Source organism: Mesorhizobium sp. WSM4906, assembly GCF_029674625.1.
GTDB lineage: Bacteria > Pseudomonadota > Alphaproteobacteria > Rhizobiales > Rhizobiaceae > Mesorhizobium.
This window is the reverse complement of the sequence record NZ_CP121355.1, coordinates 2333886-2350742: the sequence shown is the minus strand read 5'-3', so window position 1 is coordinate 2350742 and position 16857 is coordinate 2333886. Positions and strand designations below refer to the sequence as shown.

Here is a 16857-nt window from a genome sequence, read left to right as displayed (position 1 = left end):
TGCCAATTGGCATGGAACGTCATTCACTCTCGACAAATCCCCGCGCGCTTGTCAATTTCGAAGGTGGCCGAGAGCTTCACATTCACAGAACCGGGTTTTGAATGACCATGCCTGATGATCGGCTGACGACGCTGGAAATCCGTGCCGCCGAGCAGGAAAAGACGATCGAGGAACTGTCCGGCCAGATCGCCGAGCAGTGGAGGGTGATCGAGCGCATGGAACGCAAGCTCGCCGCCCTTACCGACAGGTTCCTGGCACTGGAGGAGCAGGCCGCTCCCGACGTGCCTGTGACTAAGCCGCCGCACTATTGAGCGGGCATTGGCGAGCCATGGGGAGAACGATCATGGCCAGTGAAGGAGACCGCATCGCGAGGGCCGGCGACTATGTCTTCGGCCTGATGGACGAAAGGGAGCGCGCCCGCGCCGAGCGCGACCTTGAGATCGATCCCGCCTTTCGCGACGCGGTGCTGTGGCTCGCCGAGCGCATGCGCGCGGCGGAGCCTGCGGGTGCGTCCGAGGCGTCTTCGGACGAGCGTTGGCAGCTTGTCCAGCGCCGGCTTGGCGAACTGCCGCAGATGCGGCTCGCCGGATTAAGCGAGAGCGAGGCGAAGTCGCCCGTCGTGATCAATAAGATCGAGCGCAAACCCTATGGCGTCGGCGTGCATTCCCTTGGCGGCCGGCTCGGCTTCGTCATCGCGCTCGCTCTGCTGGCGGCCTTCGCGCTGGGTTATCTCGCCGGCACGCTATAAGCCCAAAAAGAAACCGCCGGGCGTTCGCCCGGCGGTCGAGATATCTTGATTCAGCAGCCGATCAATACGGGCACTTGTTGTCCGCGGTGTAGTCGTGCACCTCGACCTTGCCGGCGATGATGTCGGCCTTGGCCTTTTCGACGGCCGCCTTCATCTCGTCGGTCACCAGCGCCTTGTTGTTGTCGTCCATGGCGTAGTCGACGCCGCCTTCCTTGAGGCCCAGATTCTGGACGCCGCCCTTGAAGGTGCCGTTCTTGCCGTCCATGAAGGCGTTATAGACGGCGACGTCGACGCGCTTCATCATCGAGGTCAGCACCTTGCCGGGCTGCAGGCCGTTCTGGTTGGAATCGACGCCGATGCCGAGCTTGCCCGCGTCGGCGGCCGCCTGCAGCACGCCGACGCCGGTGCCGCCGGCGGCGGCGTAGACCACGTCCGCGCCCTGGTCGATCTGCGTCTTGGCGATCTCGCCGCCCTTGGCCGGGTCGTTCCAGGCGGCCGGCGTGTCGCCGGTCATGTTCTGGATGACGTCGGTGGCGCCGGCCGACTTGGCGCCGCCGACATAGCCGCATTCGAACTTGCGGATCAGCGGGATGTCCATGCCGCCGACGAAGCCGACCTTCTTCGATTTGGAAGCCATCGCCGCCAGGATGCCGACGAGGTAGGAGCCTTCGTTCTCCTTGAATACCAGCGAGCGGACATTGGGCAGGTCGACGGCATCGTCGATGATGGCGAAGTTGAGGTCGGTATATTCGGCCGCGACCTTCTTCAGCGCATCCTCCCAGGCAAAGCCGGCCATCACGATCGGGTTGCGGCCGTCCTCGGCGAAGCGGCGCAGAGCCTGCTCGCGCTGCGAGGCGTTGGAAACCTCGAATTCGACGTAAGCGACGCCGGTTTCGGCCTTGAACTTCTCGGCGCCGTGAAAGGCGGCCTCGTTGAAGGATTTGTCGAACTTGCCGCCGAGATCGTAGAGGATGGCCGGCTGGACATCCGCGGCGAAGGCCGGAAGAACCATTGCAGTTGCGGCCAAGAGGCCGAGAACGATACGTTTCATGTGATCCACACCCTGTCGGTTATTTTCCGTTTGCACCGCCTGCCTGCCCGGTTCTCCGGCAGGCATGCGATGTCAGGCAGGAAGTGTATATGCCCCTCCCGCTCGCGGCCAATCTGGCACGGCCCGAAACAAAATTCACGTGGAATTTTGACCTGTTGGAAAAACGGCCCGGCAGCCTACTCCCGGCGAGAAACGTCCCCGTCAGTTGGTCGGGGCGAATTCGTGGCGCCGACGCCGGTAGCCGACGAGGTAGAGCAGGAACGCCAGCACCGCGAACACCGCGAAGCCGGGCTGGGCGAGCACCCAGGCGATGGCGCCGTCCCAGACCAGCGGACTGGCCTTGGCGCGCACATAGGTCTCGAAGGCAGCGCGAGTGTCGGGCGATACCGCCAGCCAGCTCGTGTTGAGCGGCGTCATGACCAGCGCCGACGCCGCCACCGAGCGCGTGGTGTCGATCACCGCCATGATGACCGAAATCGACAACGCAATCATAGCCGCCAGCCGAAAGATGAACCGCAACATCCAACGCACTCCCCGGGAAAGCTCCCGTCTGCCCCGCAACCGACATAGAGCGTGCACAATCGCCACGCAATCGCGACACGCGATTTTGAGCAGCCCTATCTATTTGTTTTGACGCAATTCCGGACGGAAGACCGCTGCGCGCTTTTCCTGGAATTGCCTTAGGCTGCTTTTGCCGGTTTGCGCCGATTGACCCGCCAGATGGCGAAAATTCCGCCGGCGATGGCTCCGACGATCAGGCCTGCGAGGCCGATGAAGGCAGCGAAAAACCCGCAGGCGCCCTCGAAGCAGCTCATATGGGTGGCATCGGCGATCAGCGATCCGGCGAAGAATCCGGCGCAGGCGCCGATGGCGCCGCCAAGGATGATGCCGAGCAGCGCGGCAACGAGCGAGATCAGGAGCGGCGGGCGTTCGGTCTCGGGATTGGCATAGACGGCCTCGGCGCCGGCGCCATGCCGCAGGAGATAGATGCAGAGCAGGCCGATGGCGATCTCGGCGGCCGTAAAGCCCAGTGCTTCGGCGGAAAAGACGAAGTCGGGCACCAGAAGCGTGTAGCCCTCGCGCACGATGAGCCACAGGATGATCGCCACCTGCCAGATGGTGTAGTGGCGGGGAAACCGCGCCGATCGGTTGAAGGCAAGGCCGAGCAGGTAAAGCCCCCACAAAATGGTGACGATGCCGCCGGCCAGCCCGCCATAGATCAGGAAGAACACGCTCTCCGGCAGGTCGAAGTCGCCGATCAGCCGCCAGCTCGAGATCAGGCCATAGGCCGAGAGCCCCATGACGATGATCAGCCACGCCACCGGGATGAAGGAAAGCCCGCTGTCCGGCCGGCCCGCGGGTTGCTGGTTGATCGATGCCATGTCAGGACGATGCCCCCGCAAAGCCCAACGCAATTCCCGAAAAAGCCGTCCCCCGGGATTGCGTGAAACCAATATTTGGAGCGTTCGGCTCTTCCATCGGAAACCGAAGCTCTCCAAGGGCAGTCGACAGGGAGCCAAGGCCGAAGTCAAGCGCGGACGCTGCTGCAGCGCATCGATGACATCAAGGCGGCAGCCGCCTTTGCTCCTCGACCGCCTTCAACCGGACCACCGACACCGAGCAAAGAGCTCGCGCCACGACCTTGGTCGAGACGCTGCCGAGGTGCCGGCGAATTGCCGAAGACGATCGGGCGCCGACGACGATGTGCCCGACGTCATTGTGCTCGGCATAGTTGAGGATCGCGTCGGCAGGGCTCACGGCCTCCAGCACGTGATAGCTTATGCGATCTTCCGGCAGGTGCAGCGGACGTGCCCAGTCCTTCAGCGCGACCAGCCGCTTCAGATAGATCAGGCGTCCCGATTCGTCGGCGGCCGGCGTGTCGGCGATGATCTCGGTCTTCAATACCGTCACGCAGGCCAGCCAGGAATCCTCCCGCGCGGCAAGGACACGCGCTGTTTCGTTGAGAACCTCAACTGCCAGCGCGTCGCTGCCGTTGGCAAGGTCGACCGCGGCCAGAACGATCGGCGGTCCGGACTTCACCCTGCCGCTGGCCGGCTTCCCAACCAGCGCCTTCTCGTCTGTCCTGCGGAAGAGATTCGCGATGGAGCCCCAGATTCTTGCGTTCGATGTCGCGCGCGGCCTGGCGACCACGACCTGGTCGGGGTTTCTGAGGTCCGAAAGAACATGCGCCGCCTCGACATACCGCTTGGATCTGTCGACTTCCATGCATCGAAGGATGACGGCCTCCAGCCACCTCGGAATGGCCTTGTCGATGTCGCGCGGCGGCTTGGGCGCATGATAGAGCCTGCGCTTCATTCCGGCGAACGTGGCCGGACGTCCGAACGGCTCCTCGCCCGTGGCGAGCTGATAGAGGATGCAGCCCAGCGCGAACAGGTCGCTTGCGGGATCGGACCTCTCGCCCAGCACCTGTTCCGGCGCAATATAGGCTGAGGTACCCATCGGCACGGAACTCTCCTCGCCGAGCAGGTCCGGAAGCTCGGCGTGGCGGGCGAGGCCGAAGTCCAGAAGCACGGCGCCGCGTTCGGCAAGGATGATGTTCTCGGGCTTGAGATCGAGATGGACGACCTTCTGGCGATGTAACGCCGCAAGTGCCTTCGCGATTTCGCCGCCGATCCTTGCCACTTCGTCCGGCGGCAGAGGCGCGCGGCGGGCTGTTTCCGCCAGGCCGGCGCCGACGACGAACTCCATTGCGATGTAAGGCACTTCCGCCAGGCCGCCGGACGATGCAAAGCGCGGTACATGCGGACCCGCCAGGCGTTTGAGGATCATTTCCTCGACCTCGAAGCCGACTATGACGGAGACGTCCCCGCCCGGATCGAGAAAAGGGATTTTCAGCAGAAGCGGGAAATCGAACTTCGGGTTTTTCGCGCGCCAGAGTGACGCCATGCCGCCGGATGGCAGCCTTTCAACGAGCTCGAAACCGTCGATCTGTGCCCCTGTCTCGAATCTCTGCATCCATCGTCTCCAGGAGATCTAGCGGCCAATCTTCAAACGCATGCCAAGCCACGCGGGCAGGCCGGACGCCTGAACCTTGCGGGCGGTTTCTTCGTGATCGTAGGGAACGCGAACCATCGTCACCTCGCGCCGCTTCGTGTCGAGCAGCGCGAAGCAGGCAGCCGGGTTGCGATCGCGCGGCTGGCCGACCGCTCCAACCACGATCAGATGCCGCCGCAACTCGGACAAAGGCGCCGCCACATTGCTCAGAGGCGAAAAATGGATCGGCCGGGTGCCCGGCAAGGCGTAGTAGATGGCCGGAACGTGGGTGTGGCCGCAGAAGATGAAGCGGGCATCGCTTGAGGACAGGCAGCGTTCCGCCGCGTCGGCGTCGCGTATATACAACCATTTTTCCGGCCGCTCCGCGCTGGCGTGAACATAGAACCGGTCCTCGGACCGGAACGAAAGCGGCAGCCGCGCCAGGAAATCCAAGTGCTGCCGGGCGAGGCGCTCGCGGGTCCACTCGACGGCTGCCCGCGCATGTTCGGTCATGTCGGTCCGGCCAACCACCACCGCTTCGTCGTGGTTGCCCATGATGCAGAGTGCGCCGTCCTCGACCAGATCGGCGGCTTTCTCGACGACATAGACGGGGTCGGGCCCGTAGCCGACCAGATCGCCAAGCAGGACCAGCTGGTCCGGCGGCTGCTTGCGGACGGTGTCCAGGACCGCGTCGAAGGCCTCGCGGTTGGCATGAATGTCAGACAGGATCGCTATGCGCATCCACCTTGTCCCCGAACCAGCACACCATAGTAAGGCAACGGCCGCAAAGGGTTTGATCGGGCTCAATATCGATGCGCGCGTTCACGACAAGGCGTTCCCCGCCACCATAGCTGCCTCTCTGATTTCGGCGATCGTTTGCCGCGGATAAGGTTATTGGCCTCCGACGCCCTTGAAACTGTCCGAAGCTGCGCTTACACGCGGACCGCCTTGCGGGCCAGCCTTTGCACGGCATTGCAACGCGCGGCACGCTTTCACGCATGCGGCCCTCGGACCATGCGCGACAAAAGGCTTTGCAACGCCATTATGGCTTGGCATTCGCTTTGGGATCGACTAGATGAGCCCCGCGCCTGTTTTGCCTAGACGGCTAGAGGTGCCGGGAAAGGGGTTGTCCGCCGGTTGAAGGCACCCCAAATAGTCGCTTGAGGACTTCCCAAGGGAGGCGCATCTCCCCAACCCGCGCGGCGAAACCGGCCAGCGCGAGATGCAAGGACGGAGAGGTGGCCGAGTGGTTGAAGGCGCACGCCTGGAAAGTGTGTTTACGGGAAACCGTAACGCGGGTTCGAATCCCGCTCTCTCCGCCAGCCTGCTTCGCGCTTCGCGCAAATTGAAGAGTCATATGAGCGCGTCACCAGGCAGCGAGCCCTGCATTCACTCCGTCTGCGGCACGTGGCGAATTAGAGACCACCTATCCTGATCGGATCGGCAGTCACTTGACGCCAAGAGCGTTCTTGAGTTCTGCCAGTTTCTTTATGCACCCTTGCTCGTCTCCGGCCTGGGACATCTTGCGGGCTTCAGCCATCAGTTGGCTGGGATGTTCGGCGCTTTGGCCGCTGCGGGCGCCAGTCACTTGCTCCTGATGAGGTGTGGCCGGCTTCACAGCTCCCGCCGTTGATCCCGTAACCTCAGTGTTGCCGCCCTGCTGCTTGCCGCCCAAGACCTCCGCTTGGTGCTTGGTCGCCGGAATACCCGACTTGTTAGAGACTGCGCCCGTTTCGGCAGTGGTGACGTTAGGCTCGAGTGCTTTCAACTCCTGTCCGCAGTCGGCAAAAGCCGGCGAAGCGAACGCCAAGATGGACGCCGATGCGATGGCCATTCGTATAGACATGTACGCCTCCCAATAGGGGACTTGGTTTCCTAGCAAGGAAACGGACCTACCCTCTGCGGGTTCCTCGCAGCAGCGAGTTCGATATGCGCACCTGCAAGACTCTAATCTGGCGGCCGCCGCCAAAGTGGGTCCGCCCCCGCTGGTAGACAACCATTTGATCCGCTAGAAGGATTCCGCAGGATGGGTTGAACTGCGGAATTCAGAACCATCAACGAAAGCGATGGTTTATATGCGTGAGGCATAGTGAAAATATGCTTTTTGTCCCATCCCTGGCACGGCCGGGGAAGGACCCGGTGAAATCCTAAATCATTGATCTTTCGGTCTTCGTGTCGATGCCGATTGATCTTTGACGCCGAGGTGCACCAGGCCGACGCGTGATGCATCAACATTTGTGACGGGATCAACCCTTGAAGGCGTAGCGCTTAAACTGGCGCATCAGGTTCGCGGCGTGGGACTCATTCAGGCCGGAGCCTGAACCGCGTTGGACGCGAGTAGCCTTTTGTCGCGCCGACAGCCGCCGCACGGCGAGCTGGGCCACGTCGGAGGCGCGCACCGGCCCGACGTAGCGAAGTGCTGGACAACGGTGCCGCCAGGACTGCCCGGTGCGATCAGATGCTTATGCGAAGCGTGACGCAGATCGATCAAGCGCTTGCCCAGCACGATCCGGGGGTCCGTCAGATAAAGGCGCTTTGCGGGAACCTCGCTCGAGAGGCCGTGCGCATTGACGGCGTGCGCGCCGGCGATCTGCGCCTTTGAACGCGCCTCCCGCGCCAGCGCACGCGCGACATCGTCGGGAGGCGGTGAAAGCTGGCCCAGTAGCTTCGGATGGACCTTCGGCGCTCTAGTCCCCGCGAAGGGTTTGTAACGCTTGTCGTGTAACAAACTGTGTAACAAATGCTGAAAAAGATCAATTATTTCGATGCGATACGGACGGAATCGAAAGACGCTCTCTCCGCCATCCTGCTTCGCGCTGCGCGCTTCGCAGGACAAGCCTGGCGAATTCCTCTCAGCGCGAAGCAGGATGCCCTCCGAAGCCTTGGCGAAGGAAGGCCGGCGTGTAGCAAACTGGTAGGAATCGCGATCTAACTCCCTGCTGCGATTTCAAACGGCCCGCGCGCCCCTCAACGGGCCAGAAGGACCGGCAGTCCCGGTTCCTCGATCATCGACTTGGTCACGCCGCCAAAGATCCGCTCGCGCAGGCGGGAATGGCCGTAGGCTCCCATGACCATGAGCTCGGCGCCGGTGTCGACCGCGTGCTGGCGAAGGACACCGGCGATCGAATGGTTCGAACTCGGCAGACGGTCGACCGTAACCTTCACGCCGTGGCGGGCGAGATAGGCTGCCACGTCCGCCCCGGGTTCCGCTCCGTGGTGCCGTTCGTCCTCGACCGGGTCGATCATGGCGATGCGCACCTCATCGGCTCGTGCCAGGATGTCGAGCGATTCCCGCACGGCCCGCGACGCTTCCAGGCTGGCGTCCCACGCGACAAGGACGCGTTTCGGTTTCAACGTCGCTCGCGCTGCCTCGGGGACCAGCAGGACAGGCCTTCCTGACGAGAACAGTCCGCCTGCGATGACCTTCTCCTTGAGCAAGTGGCTTGCGAGCATTTCCGGCCCGACAACGGTCAAATCGGCGTAACGGGCGCGCCGACCGATGACTTCATCCGCCCAGGACTGCTCCGGGTAATCGCTGCTCAGGTCAGCCGATACGAGGCTTTCCAACAGCATTTTGGAGACCGCGGAGCTGCGCCTCTCCAGCGCTTCCATTTCGGCTTCGCGCTCTGCGAGCCACGCCGGCGAGACCACCGCTGCGTATTCTCCGCCCGAGGGAGGCGCGGCCATGACCAGGACCAGCACGGAGAGATGTGCGTTGATTTCCTCGCAGAGACCGGCGGCGAGCCTCACATCGCCGTCCCCGTGATCCGGCCCTGTGACGGTGAGCAAAGTCTTGAATGGCATGGCGGCGACTCCTTGTTCGACAAAGGTTCACAGAGGAGGTAGCCGTAGCGGCCCGATCGGCCTCCTTCCTTGCGCTGAATCAAACCGATCCCTTCGCCGAATTGATCCCGGTCAACGTGCGCGCGCGTCACACGCTTTAGCCTGACATCGATGGCAGGAGGCGGATCGATGCGATTCTGGATGACGATGGGTCTCTTGGCGCTGACGCTGAGCGCCGCGGCGGCACAGGAGATGAGCAATGGCGAGCAGGAATATCTGAACTCCTGCGCCGTCTGCCACGGCGTGGACGGCAAAGGCGACGGACCTATGGCCGACGTATTGCGGAAGCGCCCAGCGGATCTGACGACGCTGACAAGGCGCAATGGTGGGGAATTTCCCTATTGGCGGGTCTACTCGACGATCGACGGCCGCGGCCTCGTGCCGGAGCACGGCGAGCGCGACATGCCGGTCTGGGGCAATCAGTTCCTGCCTGACGACGTGAAGCGCTACGGCCCCTACGGTGGGGAGGCCGTCACCACGGAACGCATCCATAACCTCGCCGGTTACGTCCAGACGCTTCAACGCCAATGAGCCTCGTTAGGCTTCAGTCGGCGAGACTGGACGATGATGCAACCAGGACCAAGGGCGCACAGGCTATGATCGCTGAGAACCAGGACGTCGTGGTCGAGATGTTGAAGGATCCTGCCGCCTATGGCGAGGTTGGCCCCGTCGAGGCGATCGAGACCCATATTTCCCGGATATTTCTCGTCGCGCGCCGCGCTTTCAAGCTGAAGCGGGCGGTCGAGTTGCCTTATGTCGATTTTTCGACGCCGGAGCTGCGGCTCGCCGCGTGCGAAAAGGAAGTGGAGTTGAACTCCCGGACGGCGCCGGGCCTTTATCTCGGTGTCCACCGCATCACGCGCGAAGGAGACCGGCTTGCCGTGGATGGGCCGGGTGACCTGGTCGACGCCGTCATCGAAATGGTTCGCTTCGATCAGTCGAAGCTTCTGGATCGCATGGCCGGCGCGGGCGAGCTGACACCAGCCCTGATGACGAACGTCGCACGCATGATCGCGCGGTACCACCGCAGCGCCGAGGAAATCCATGCCGGCAGCGGGTCGGCGAATATCGGCGGCGTGCTCGATATCAATTCGGCCGGATTTGCAACAAGCCACGTCTTTGACGGAAGGGAGATCGAAACGCTCGACGCCGCGTTCCGCACCGCCCTCGCCCGTCATGCCGGCCTGCTTGACCGGCGCGAGACGGCGGGCCGCGTCCGCCGCTGCCACGGCGACCTGCATCTGCGCAACATCTGCCTCTTCGAGGGCGAGCCGCGCTTGTTCGATTGCATCGAGTTCAACGACCGGATCGCTACTGTCGACGTGCTCTACGACTTGGCATTCCTGTTGATGGACCTGTGGCACCGCGGCTTTCCGCAATTCGCCAATCTGGTGATGAATCGCTATCTCGATGACGCCGACGACGAAGACGGTTTCATCCTCCTGCCGTTCTTCATGGCGGTGCGGGCCGCGGTGCGCGCGCATGTCACGGCAACGCAAGTCGAGGAAGGCAGTTCGGATTCAGCAAAGCTCACTGCCGAAGCGCGGTCCTACTTCGAGCTCGCCCGAGCCCTGCTCGCCGTGACGCCGCCTCGGCTCGTCGCGATCGGCGGTTTGAGCGGCTCCGGCAAGACCACGGTCGCCGAAGCGCTCGCCGCCCACATCGGTGCGCCGCCCGGCGCACGGATTGTCGAGAGCGACCGCATCCGCAAGGCCATGCACGGCGTGGCCGCTGAAACGAGGCTGCCGGACAAGGCCTACCGTCCAGGCGTGTCGGAACGCGTCTATCGCCAGATCGGCTGGCGCGCGGAGCTGATCCTTGTCGAAGGCGGCTCCGTTGTCGCCGACGCCGTTTTCGACAAGCCGGAGGATCGCGACAGGATCGAACGCGCCGCGAGCGAGGCAAATGCCCCGTTTGCGGGATTTTGGCTGTCGGCCGATCCGGCGGTGCTTTGGCACCGGGTCAGCGAGCGCAAGGGTGGCCCCTCCGATGCCACGGTCGACATCCTGTCGCGGCAGTTGCAGCGCGACGCCGGGCCGTTGACCTGGCGCAAGATCGACGCAGACCGCAAGATAGTCGAAATCACCGCCGAGATGGCGGCTTTCGTCGAGGGCGTCCCTTCATCTCCAGTCAGCCTCAGGAAGACGGGATCATAGAGCTGGCCGGCGGCTTAACCAAGCTCCAGCGTCGCCACCGACAGGCCGGATTCGCTGGGGTGGTGCGCAAGCGAGAAGCCAAACTCCCGGCACATTGTCAGCATCTTGCGATTTTCGTTGAGGATCATGCCCTCGATGCGGCTGATGCCCTCGGCCTTCGCATAGTCTATGACCTGTTTCAGCAGGTCCCATCCCAAGCCATGCCCCTGCAGATCCGATCGCACGAGCAGCGCATATTCGCCGGTCCTGTGATCCGGGTCGCAGGAAAGCCTGCCGATACCGGCTAGCGCCCCCGTGTCCTTCTCGAGCGCGACGAAGGCGATGTCGCGATCATAGTCGAGCTGCGTCAGCCGCTTCAGCATCTGGTCCGGGAAATTCCTGCGCGGCGAGAGGAAGCGCAGCCGCAGGTCGTCGGGGGAAATCTTCGCCAGGAACGCCGGATAAAGCGCGACGTCCGCCGGCATGATTGGCCGTATGTGGAAAGACATGCCGTCCGATAGCAGGTCGCGGCTCCATCCCGACGGATAGGGCCTTATGGCAAGGGCCGGATTCGGCGCTGGTTCATCCATCCGTCGCGGATCGATTTCGATGCGGGCATCGAGCGCGATCACGCCTTCGCTGTCGGCCAGCAACGGGTTGATGTCGAGGGAAACCAGGCAAGGGAAGTCGACGATCATTTGCGACAAACCGTTCAGCGCGGCGATGATCGCGGCTCGATCGGCTGGCTTGCGATCGCGATAGCCGGCAAGCAGGCGGCCTATTCGCGTTGCGTCGATCACGTCTCCGGCCAGAACGTCGTCGAGCGGCGGAAGCGCGATCGCGGTGTCGTTGAGAACCTCGACCGCCGTGCCGCCGGCGCCGAACAGAATGATCGGGCCGAACATCGGGTCCAGGTTCATGCCTAGAATGAGCTCCTGTGCATGCTTGCGCACGACCATGGTTTGCACGGTGTAGCCGTCCGCCTTCGTCCCTGGCGCCTGCGCGCTCAGGCGTGTCTCGATCGATCGCGCGGCCTCACCAGCCTCCGCGGCGCTCGTGATGTCGAGGACTACACCGCCGACATCGGATTTGTGTGAAACCGCCTTCGACAACAATTTGACGACCACGCTTGCGGAGCTTTCGAGAAGCTGACCGGCCGCCTGCGCCGCTTCCGGGACGGATCCGGCGACGATGGTTCGCGGCACGGGAATGCCGTAAGCGGCTATCGCCGCTTTTGCTTCCGGCTCCGTCAGCATGCGCCGCCCCTCGCTTGCCACCTGCCGGAAGATGGCATGCACCGACGCCTTGCCGGCGCCTTGGCCTTCGTCCTGGCTCGAGGGCGTACGCAGGAGCGCTCGCTGGGCCCGCGACCATCCGCTGAGATAGGACGCCGCGATCGCCGTATCCTCCGGCGTTTCGAAGCTCGCAATGCCGGCCTCCGTCAGTATGTCCCGGCCCTGCCGCGCGGTATGCTCGCCGAGCCAGCACGCCAGCAGCGGTTTTCCTCCAACCTCGCCCTCGTCGCCAAGCTCGGCTACCTTTCTGGCGGCGTCGGGCGATGAGCCGAGCCCGGTCGGGCAGTTCATGACCATGATGACGTCCGTTTCGGGATCTGCCGCCAAGGCTTCGAGTGCCGCGCCGTAGCGCTCCGGCGCCGCGTCACCGACGATGTCGATCGGGTTTGCATGCGACCAGGTCGGCGGCAGCATGCGGTTCAGCCTCTCGATCGTAGACGGCGAAAGCGTGGCCAGCTCACCTCCGCGTCCGACCAGCTTGTCGACCGCAAGAACGCCGGCGCCGCCGCCATTGGTGACGATACCGACCCGCGCTCGCTCGAGCGGAGAATAGCGCGCGACCGTTTCGGCGGCGTCGAACAATTCGGCGAGGTCGTTCACGCGCAGCACCCCCGCCCTGCGCAAGGCGGCGTCGACCACCCTGTCGGCGCCGGAAAGCGCGCCGGTATGTGTCGCGGCTGCCCTGGCCGCCTGCTCGTGCCGGCCGGGCTTGATGGCGATGACCGGCTTGAGGCGCGCCGCCGCCCGCGCGGCCGACATGAACTTGCGTGGATCGGGTATCGTTTCGAGATACATCACGATGGCGCGCGTGTGAAAATCGCCTGCCAGCATATCGAGGCAGTCACCGACGTCGACGTCGGCCATGTCGCCGAGGGAGATGATCCGGGAAAAGCCGACATTGTTTTCGGCTGCCCAATCGATCAGCGACGTGGCGATCGCGCCGGATTGCGAAACCAGGGCGATGTTCCCGGACCTGGCCGCCATGTGGGCGAAACTGGCGTTCAGCTTGGCCGGAGGGATCATCAGCCCGACCGTGTTCGGCCCGATGATGCGCATGAGCGAGGGTTTGGCCGCGTCGAGCATCGCCTGGCGCAAACCGTTCTCGCGATTGAGCCCGGCGGTGATGACGACGGCCGCGCGTGTCCCCTTCTCGGCCAGCTCGCGCACCATGCCTGGAACGGTGTCGGGAGGGGTCACGATGACGGCCAGATCGGGAATGCCAGGAAGATCGGCGACCTTCGCATAGCAGCGATGACCGGCCACCTGTGCATGTTTGGGATTGAGCGGCCAGATCTCTCCCTCGAAGCCGCCGCTGACGATATTGGAAAAGACGACGCGGCCGACCGAGCCGGCGCGCTCGGTAGCGCCGACGACGGCGACGGATTTCGGCGAGACGGCATATTCAAGATTTCGGATGGTCATCCCGGAAACTCCTTGCCGCCACATTCACCAAAGACGTCGGGCATTCATTGCGCTGGATCAAAGCTCCACCCGACCTGTCGCGGTTAGCTGACGGAACGCCACTCGCAATCTCTCGCTTCTGGCGCGGGTCCGTCGAAGGAGAATCCGATGAGCTACTATCTCGGCAAAAGCCTCGAGATGCCGTTCGCGGCGGCGATCGAACACGTAACCAAGAAGCTTGCCGGCAAGGGCTTTGGCATCCTGACGAGGATCGATGTCCAGCACACGATGAAGGTCAAGCTGGGCGTGGACTTCAAGCCATACATGATCCTCGGCGCCTGCAATCCGCATTTCGCCTGGCGCGCGCTGCAGGCCGAGGACAAGATCGGCGCCATGCTGCCCTGCAACGTGATCGTGACCGAGACCGCCCCCGGTCAGGTCGAGGTAGCGGCCATCGATCCGATGGCGGCGATGGGGGCCATCGACAACCCCCAGCTTGCCGCGACGGCAAGGGATGTTCGGCTGTTGCTGCAGGAAATGATCGGCGAGCTTTGATGGCCGCCGCCATGAACGAGTCCGTGCTGCGGCGGGCGCTGCTGATGATCGCCGTTCTCGGACTGGCGGTTGGGCTGGGCGTGTGGCGAAGCGGCTTCGACTTCGTCCCGCATGATGCGATCTGGACGGCGGCAACCCTGCCCGTTGTCGTGACGCTTGCCATTTCCATCCTGCGGGATTTTTGGATCGGCCGGATCGGCGTCGATGCGATCGCGCTCGTTTCGATGTCGGCGGCACTGCTGCTTGGGCAGCCTTTGGCGGCAATCGTCATCGCAATCATGTATGCCGGCGGCACGGTGCTCGAAGATCTGGCGCGCGGGCGAGCTGAGCGAAATCTGAAGGCTCTGACCGATAGGGCGCCACGTGTGGCGCATCGAAAATCCGCACGCGGCACCGAGACCGTTCCGATCGATCAGGTCGCTGTCGGCGACGAGCTTTTGGTTCGCGCCGGCGAACTGCTGCCTGTCGACGGCATCCTGATCGACGCTTCGGCCCGGCTCGATGAGTCGACAGTGACCGGAGAGCCCCTGCCGGGCCGGCGAAGCGCTGGCGACACGTTGCGCAGCGGCACCGTCAATGCCGGCGAGGCCTTCGTCATGCGAGCCTCGGCTATCGCCGACAGGAGCACCTACGCCGCTATCGTGCGCATGGTCGCTGCCGCGCAAACCGCCAAGGCTCCGTTCATACGCCTTGCCGATCGCTTTGCCCTGCTGCTCCTTCCGGTCACGCTGCTGGTCGCCGGCATCGCCTGGCGTCTTTCGGATGATCCGATCCGCGCTCTCGCCGTTCTGGTGGTCGCAACGCCCTGTCCGCTGATCCTCGCGGCGCCCGTTGCATTCATAGGCGGCGTGTCTCGCGCCGCCCGCGCCGGCATTCTGATGAAGGGCAGCACGGCGCTGGAGGCGCTCGCCCAGATACGCACCGCAATCTTCGACAAGACCGGCACCTTGACGCTCGGCGGCGCCGAGCTGATCGAGATCGATGTCGCCCCGGGCCAGGATGCCGCAGAATTGCTGCGGCTGCTGGCTTCGCTGGAACAGGCTTCGCATCATGTCCTTGCGGATTCGATTGTCCGCATCGCTCGCCGTGGAAACCTGGCGCTGTCCCAACCCCGTGACGTTCGTGAACATCGCGGAGAAGGCTTGAGGGGGCGGGTTGATCTGATGTCGATCGCGGCAGGGTCGAGGTCGCTCGTCCTTGGGGACGAACCACTGCCCAGATGGGCGGAAAGTGGAGAGGAACGGCACCGCGACGCGCAGGTGCTCAGGGTGTTTCTGGCGCTCGATGGCGAGCTTGCCGGCATTTTCACTTTTGGAGATGCGATACGAGAGGATGCGCGCGACACCCTCTGCGGACTGCGTTCGGGCGGTGTGGCCCGGATAGTCATGCTCACCGGCGACGATGGCTCGGCGGCGGAGAAGATCTCCGCTTCGCTTGATCTTGATGCCGTGATTGCCGATGCCACGCCGGCGGACAAGGTCGCAACGGTCGAGGCGGAGAAGACGATCGCGCCGACAATGATGGTGGGCGATGGTATCAACGACGCCCCTGCCCTTGCCGCGGCGACGGTAGGCATTGCCATGGGAGCCCGTGGCGGGACAGCCTCCTCGGAAGCCGCGGATGTCGTTGTGCTGACCGAGAGGCTGCAGCCGGTCGCGGAAGCACTGCGGATCGCCAGACATACGCGCAGGATCGCCCTGCAGAGCATCATTGTCGGACTGGCGCTCTCGGGCGCCGCGATGGTTGCGGCCGCCATGGGACACATGACGCCGGTGGCGGGAGCATTGCTTCAGGAGGGCATAGACGTCGCGGTGATTCTCAATGCGCTGCGCGCGCTTGGCGACGGGCGTTCCGTAGGCATCCGAGGCAAGAGAAGTCAAAGCCATGTCACAGGAAAATCTGGTGGTTTGCACCAAATGCGCCACGATCAACCGCCTGCCTTCCACCCGAAGCGGTAGCGACGCGAAGTGCGGGAAGTGCGGCGCCCGGCTGTTTTCAGGGCATCCGGAAGACTTGGACGCCGTGAACTTCGAACGCCAGGTCGGTCGCGGCAGTCTGCCCGTTCTCGTCGATGTCTGGGCTCCATGGTGCGGCCCATGCAAGATGATGGCGCCGGCCTATGAAGCTGCCGCCAAGGCGCTTGAGCCTCACGTGCGGCTGATCAAGCTGAATTCCGACAAGGAGCAGGCCATCGCCGCAAGGCTGGGCATTCGTGGGATTCCCACCATGATCCTTTTTCATCGCCAGCGGGAGATCGCGCGCATATCGGGGGCGATGAGCACGAGCCAGATCGTCAGCTGGGTTCGCGGCCACGTACCAACGGGCGCCAGCTGAGCTTCGCCGAACCGAGACTCGTTTGACTCTGATCAAGGCCACGTCCGGCCGCCGCGCTAGGAATGGCCTCGAAGGAGTTTGTCATGACCAGCTTGCACGACCTCACCCCCAAATTCAGGAACATCCGCCTGCTTCTCGCTCGCGAGAAAGGTCATCCGGAAGGAGACCGGGAAGAAGGCTACGACGTGCTGGCGCCGCTCACCGACGAGGGACGGCTGGACGCGGAGGAATGGAAGACGCATCGGGCAGTCTGTCGCGTCCGCCGCTTTCGCACCGGCGAAGAGGATCTTGTCGGCCGCTTGCGCCGCAAGCCGGGCGGACAATGGTTTTTCGACTATGCCGAGGGCGACCGCGACGACGAGGTCGGCTTTCATCTCGGCGAGGAGCGCTTCGTGACCGGCGAATATGTCTCCATAAAGCGTAATGGGGCCATGCACACCTATCAGGTCGCTCGCGTGGAGCAGCCGTAGCAATTCTCTTCAAAGCTGGTCTGAGCCAAGC

At 63.7% G+C, this 16857-nt stretch carries 16 protein-coding genes, 1 tRNA gene and 1 pseudogene; 9 read left to right on the top strand and 9 right to left on the bottom strand.

Translation table 11 applies throughout. The features are described from left to right. Window positions 1-101 precede the first annotated feature (101 nt). Window positions 102-311 carry a SlyX family protein gene (locus QAZ22_RS11210; protein WP_278206820.1) on the top strand — a complete coding sequence of 70 codons (210 nt, stop codon included), beginning with the start codon at window positions 102-104 and terminating at the stop codon, window positions 309-311. A 32-nt stretch (window positions 312-343) separates the two neighbouring features. Beyond that, window positions 344-748 (top strand): hypothetical protein, encoded by a 405-nt coding sequence (locus QAZ22_RS11205; RefSeq protein ID WP_278206819.1) that lies wholly within the window; start codon window positions 344-346, stop codon window positions 746-748. Between the two features lie 61 nt (window positions 749-809). Here QAZ22_RS11205 and QAZ22_RS11200 read toward each other — a convergent pair whose 3' ends face one another. From QAZ22_RS11200 to QAZ22_RS11180, 5 genes are all read right to left on the bottom strand, one after another. Then, the gene (locus QAZ22_RS11200; protein WP_126097971.1) at window positions 810-1799 is read right to left on the bottom strand and encodes a BMP family ABC transporter substrate-binding protein; all 990 of its coding nucleotides are present in this window, start codon (window positions 1797-1799) and stop codon (window positions 810-812) included. A 201-nt stretch (window positions 1800-2000) separates the two neighbouring features. Continuing rightward, on the bottom strand, window positions 2001-2321 hold the full coding sequence (locus QAZ22_RS11195; RefSeq protein WP_278206818.1) for a hypothetical protein: 321 nt from the start codon (window positions 2319-2321) through the stop codon (window positions 2001-2003). A 158-nt stretch (window positions 2322-2479) separates the two neighbouring features. Continuing rightward, entirely contained in the window at window positions 2480-3181 is a 702-nt protein-coding gene (locus tag QAZ22_RS11190; protein WP_278206817.1) for a hypothetical protein, read from the bottom strand. 181 nt (window positions 3182-3362) lie between these two features. Next, on the bottom strand, window positions 3363-4775 hold the full coding sequence (locus QAZ22_RS11185; protein WP_278206816.1) for a bifunctional serine/threonine-protein kinase/universal stress protein: 1413 nt from the start codon (window positions 4773-4775) through the stop codon (window positions 3363-3365). A gap of 18 nt (window positions 4776-4793) precedes the next feature. Further along, entirely contained in the window at window positions 4794-5534 is a 741-nt protein-coding gene (locus tag QAZ22_RS11180) for a metallophosphoesterase (protein ID WP_278206815.1), read from the bottom strand. Between the two features lie 491 nt (window positions 5535-6025). Between QAZ22_RS11180 and QAZ22_RS11175 the strand changes: the two genes are divergently transcribed. Further along, window positions 6026-6115 (top strand) — tRNA-Ser (locus tag QAZ22_RS11175). Window positions 6116-6240: 125 nt separating this feature from the next. Here QAZ22_RS11175 and QAZ22_RS11170 read toward each other — a convergent pair. The 3 genes and pseudogenes from QAZ22_RS11170 to QAZ22_RS11160 all read right to left on the bottom strand — a co-directional run bounded on the left by QAZ22_RS11170 (window position 6241) and on the right by QAZ22_RS11160 (window position 8597). Beyond that, a complete protein-coding gene (locus QAZ22_RS11170; protein ID WP_278206814.1) occupies window positions 6241-6639 on the bottom strand; it encodes a hypothetical protein in 399 nt (132 codons plus the stop codon). Window positions 6640-7098: 459 nt separating this feature from the next. Next, window positions 7099-7476 (bottom strand): annotated as a pseudogene (locus QAZ22_RS11165) (DUF6088 family protein); the annotation flags it as partial. Between the two features lie 284 nt (window positions 7477-7760). Continuing rightward, a complete protein-coding gene (locus QAZ22_RS11160; protein WP_278206813.1) occupies window positions 7761-8597 on the bottom strand; it encodes a universal stress protein in 837 nt (278 codons plus the stop codon). 168 nt (window positions 8598-8765) lie between these two features. Between QAZ22_RS11160 and QAZ22_RS11155 the strand changes: the two genes are divergently transcribed. Together QAZ22_RS11155 and QAZ22_RS11150 are read left to right on the top strand one after the other, a co-directional pair. After that, window positions 8766-9167 (top strand): c-type cytochrome, encoded by a 402-nt coding sequence (locus QAZ22_RS11155; RefSeq protein WP_278206812.1) that lies wholly within the window; start codon window positions 8766-8768, stop codon window positions 9165-9167. 65 nt (window positions 9168-9232) lie between these two features. Then, the gene (locus QAZ22_RS11150) at window positions 9233-10792 is read left to right on the top strand and encodes a bifunctional aminoglycoside phosphotransferase/ATP-binding protein (protein WP_278206811.1); all 1560 of its coding nucleotides are present in this window, start codon (window positions 9233-9235) and stop codon (window positions 10790-10792) included. Between the two features lie 14 nt (window positions 10793-10806). Here the strand turns inward: QAZ22_RS11150 and QAZ22_RS11145 are convergent, their stop codons facing one another. After that, entirely contained in the window at window positions 10807-13488 is a 2682-nt protein-coding gene (locus tag QAZ22_RS11145; protein WP_278206810.1) for a bifunctional acetate--CoA ligase family protein/GNAT family N-acetyltransferase, read from the bottom strand. A 147-nt stretch (window positions 13489-13635) separates the two neighbouring features. Here QAZ22_RS11145 and QAZ22_RS11140 point away from each other — a divergent pair, with 147 nt between their 5' ends. From QAZ22_RS11140 to QAZ22_RS11125, 4 genes are all read left to right on the top strand, one after another. After that, a complete protein-coding gene (locus QAZ22_RS11140; protein ID WP_278206809.1) occupies window positions 13636-14022 on the top strand; it encodes a DUF302 domain-containing protein in 387 nt (128 codons plus the stop codon). Continuing rightward, on the top strand, window positions 14022-15980 hold the full coding sequence (locus tag QAZ22_RS11135) for a heavy metal translocating P-type ATPase (protein ID WP_278206808.1): 1959 nt from the start codon (window positions 14022-14024) through the stop codon (window positions 15978-15980). The genes QAZ22_RS11140 and QAZ22_RS11135 overlap by 1 nt, the downstream gene beginning before the upstream one ends. Beyond that, on the top strand, window positions 15907-16356 hold the full coding sequence (gene trxC / locus QAZ22_RS11130; protein WP_278206807.1) for a thioredoxin TrxC: 450 nt from the start codon (window positions 15907-15909) through the stop codon (window positions 16354-16356). Before QAZ22_RS11135 ends, trxC begins: the two co-directional genes overlap by 74 nt. Window positions 16357-16439: 83 nt before the next feature. After that, on the top strand, window positions 16440-16826 hold the full coding sequence (locus tag QAZ22_RS11125) for a hypothetical protein (RefSeq protein ID WP_278206806.1): 387 nt from the start codon (window positions 16440-16442) through the stop codon (window positions 16824-16826). The last annotated feature ends 31 nt before the right edge of the window (window positions 16827-16857 follow it).

Coding starts and splice junctions, on each gene's coding strand:
- QAZ22_RS11210 (WP_278206820.1), top strand. CDS start 102: ATGACCATGCCTGATGATCGGCTGACGACGCTGGAAATCCGTGCCGCC.
- QAZ22_RS11205 (WP_278206819.1), top strand. CDS start 344: ATGGCCAGTGAAGGAGACCGCATCGCGAGGGCCGGCGACTATGTCTTC.
- QAZ22_RS11200 (WP_126097971.1), bottom strand. CDS start 1,799: ATGAAACGTATCGTTCTCGGCCTCTTGGCCGCAACTGCAATGGTTCTT.
- QAZ22_RS11195 (WP_278206818.1), bottom strand. CDS start 2,321: ATGTTGCGGTTCATCTTTCGGCTGGCGGCTATGATTGCGTTGTCGATT.
- QAZ22_RS11190 (WP_278206817.1), bottom strand. CDS start 3,181: ATGGCATCGATCAACCAGCAACCCGCGGGCCGGCCGGACAGCGGGCTT.
- QAZ22_RS11185 (WP_278206816.1), bottom strand. CDS start 4,775: ATGCAGAGATTCGAGACAGGGGCACAGATCGACGGTTTCGAGCTCGTT.
- QAZ22_RS11180 (WP_278206815.1), bottom strand. CDS start 5,534: ATGCGCATAGCGATCCTGTCTGACATTCATGCCAACCGCGAGGCCTTC.
- QAZ22_RS11170 (WP_278206814.1), bottom strand. CDS start 6,639: ATGTCTATACGAATGGCCATCGCATCGGCGTCCATCTTGGCGTTCGCT.
- QAZ22_RS11160 (WP_278206813.1), bottom strand. CDS start 8,597: ATGCCATTCAAGACTTTGCTCACCGTCACAGGGCCGGATCACGGGGAC.
- QAZ22_RS11155 (WP_278206812.1), top strand. CDS start 8,766: ATGCGATTCTGGATGACGATGGGTCTCTTGGCGCTGACGCTGAGCGCC.
- QAZ22_RS11150 (WP_278206811.1), top strand. CDS start 9,233: ATGATCGCTGAGAACCAGGACGTCGTGGTCGAGATGTTGAAGGATCCT.
- QAZ22_RS11145 (WP_278206810.1), bottom strand. CDS start 13,488: ATGACCATCCGAAATCTTGAATATGCCGTCTCGCCGAAATCCGTCGCC.
- QAZ22_RS11140 (WP_278206809.1), top strand. CDS start 13,636: ATGAGCTACTATCTCGGCAAAAGCCTCGAGATGCCGTTCGCGGCGGCG.
- QAZ22_RS11135 (WP_278206808.1), top strand. CDS start 14,022: ATGGCCGCCGCCATGAACGAGTCCGTGCTGCGGCGGGCGCTGCTGATG.
- trxC (WP_278206807.1), top strand. CDS start 15,907: ATGTCACAGGAAAATCTGGTGGTTTGCACCAAATGCGCCACGATCAAC.
- QAZ22_RS11125 (WP_278206806.1), top strand. CDS start 16,440: ATGACCAGCTTGCACGACCTCACCCCCAAATTCAGGAACATCCGCCTG.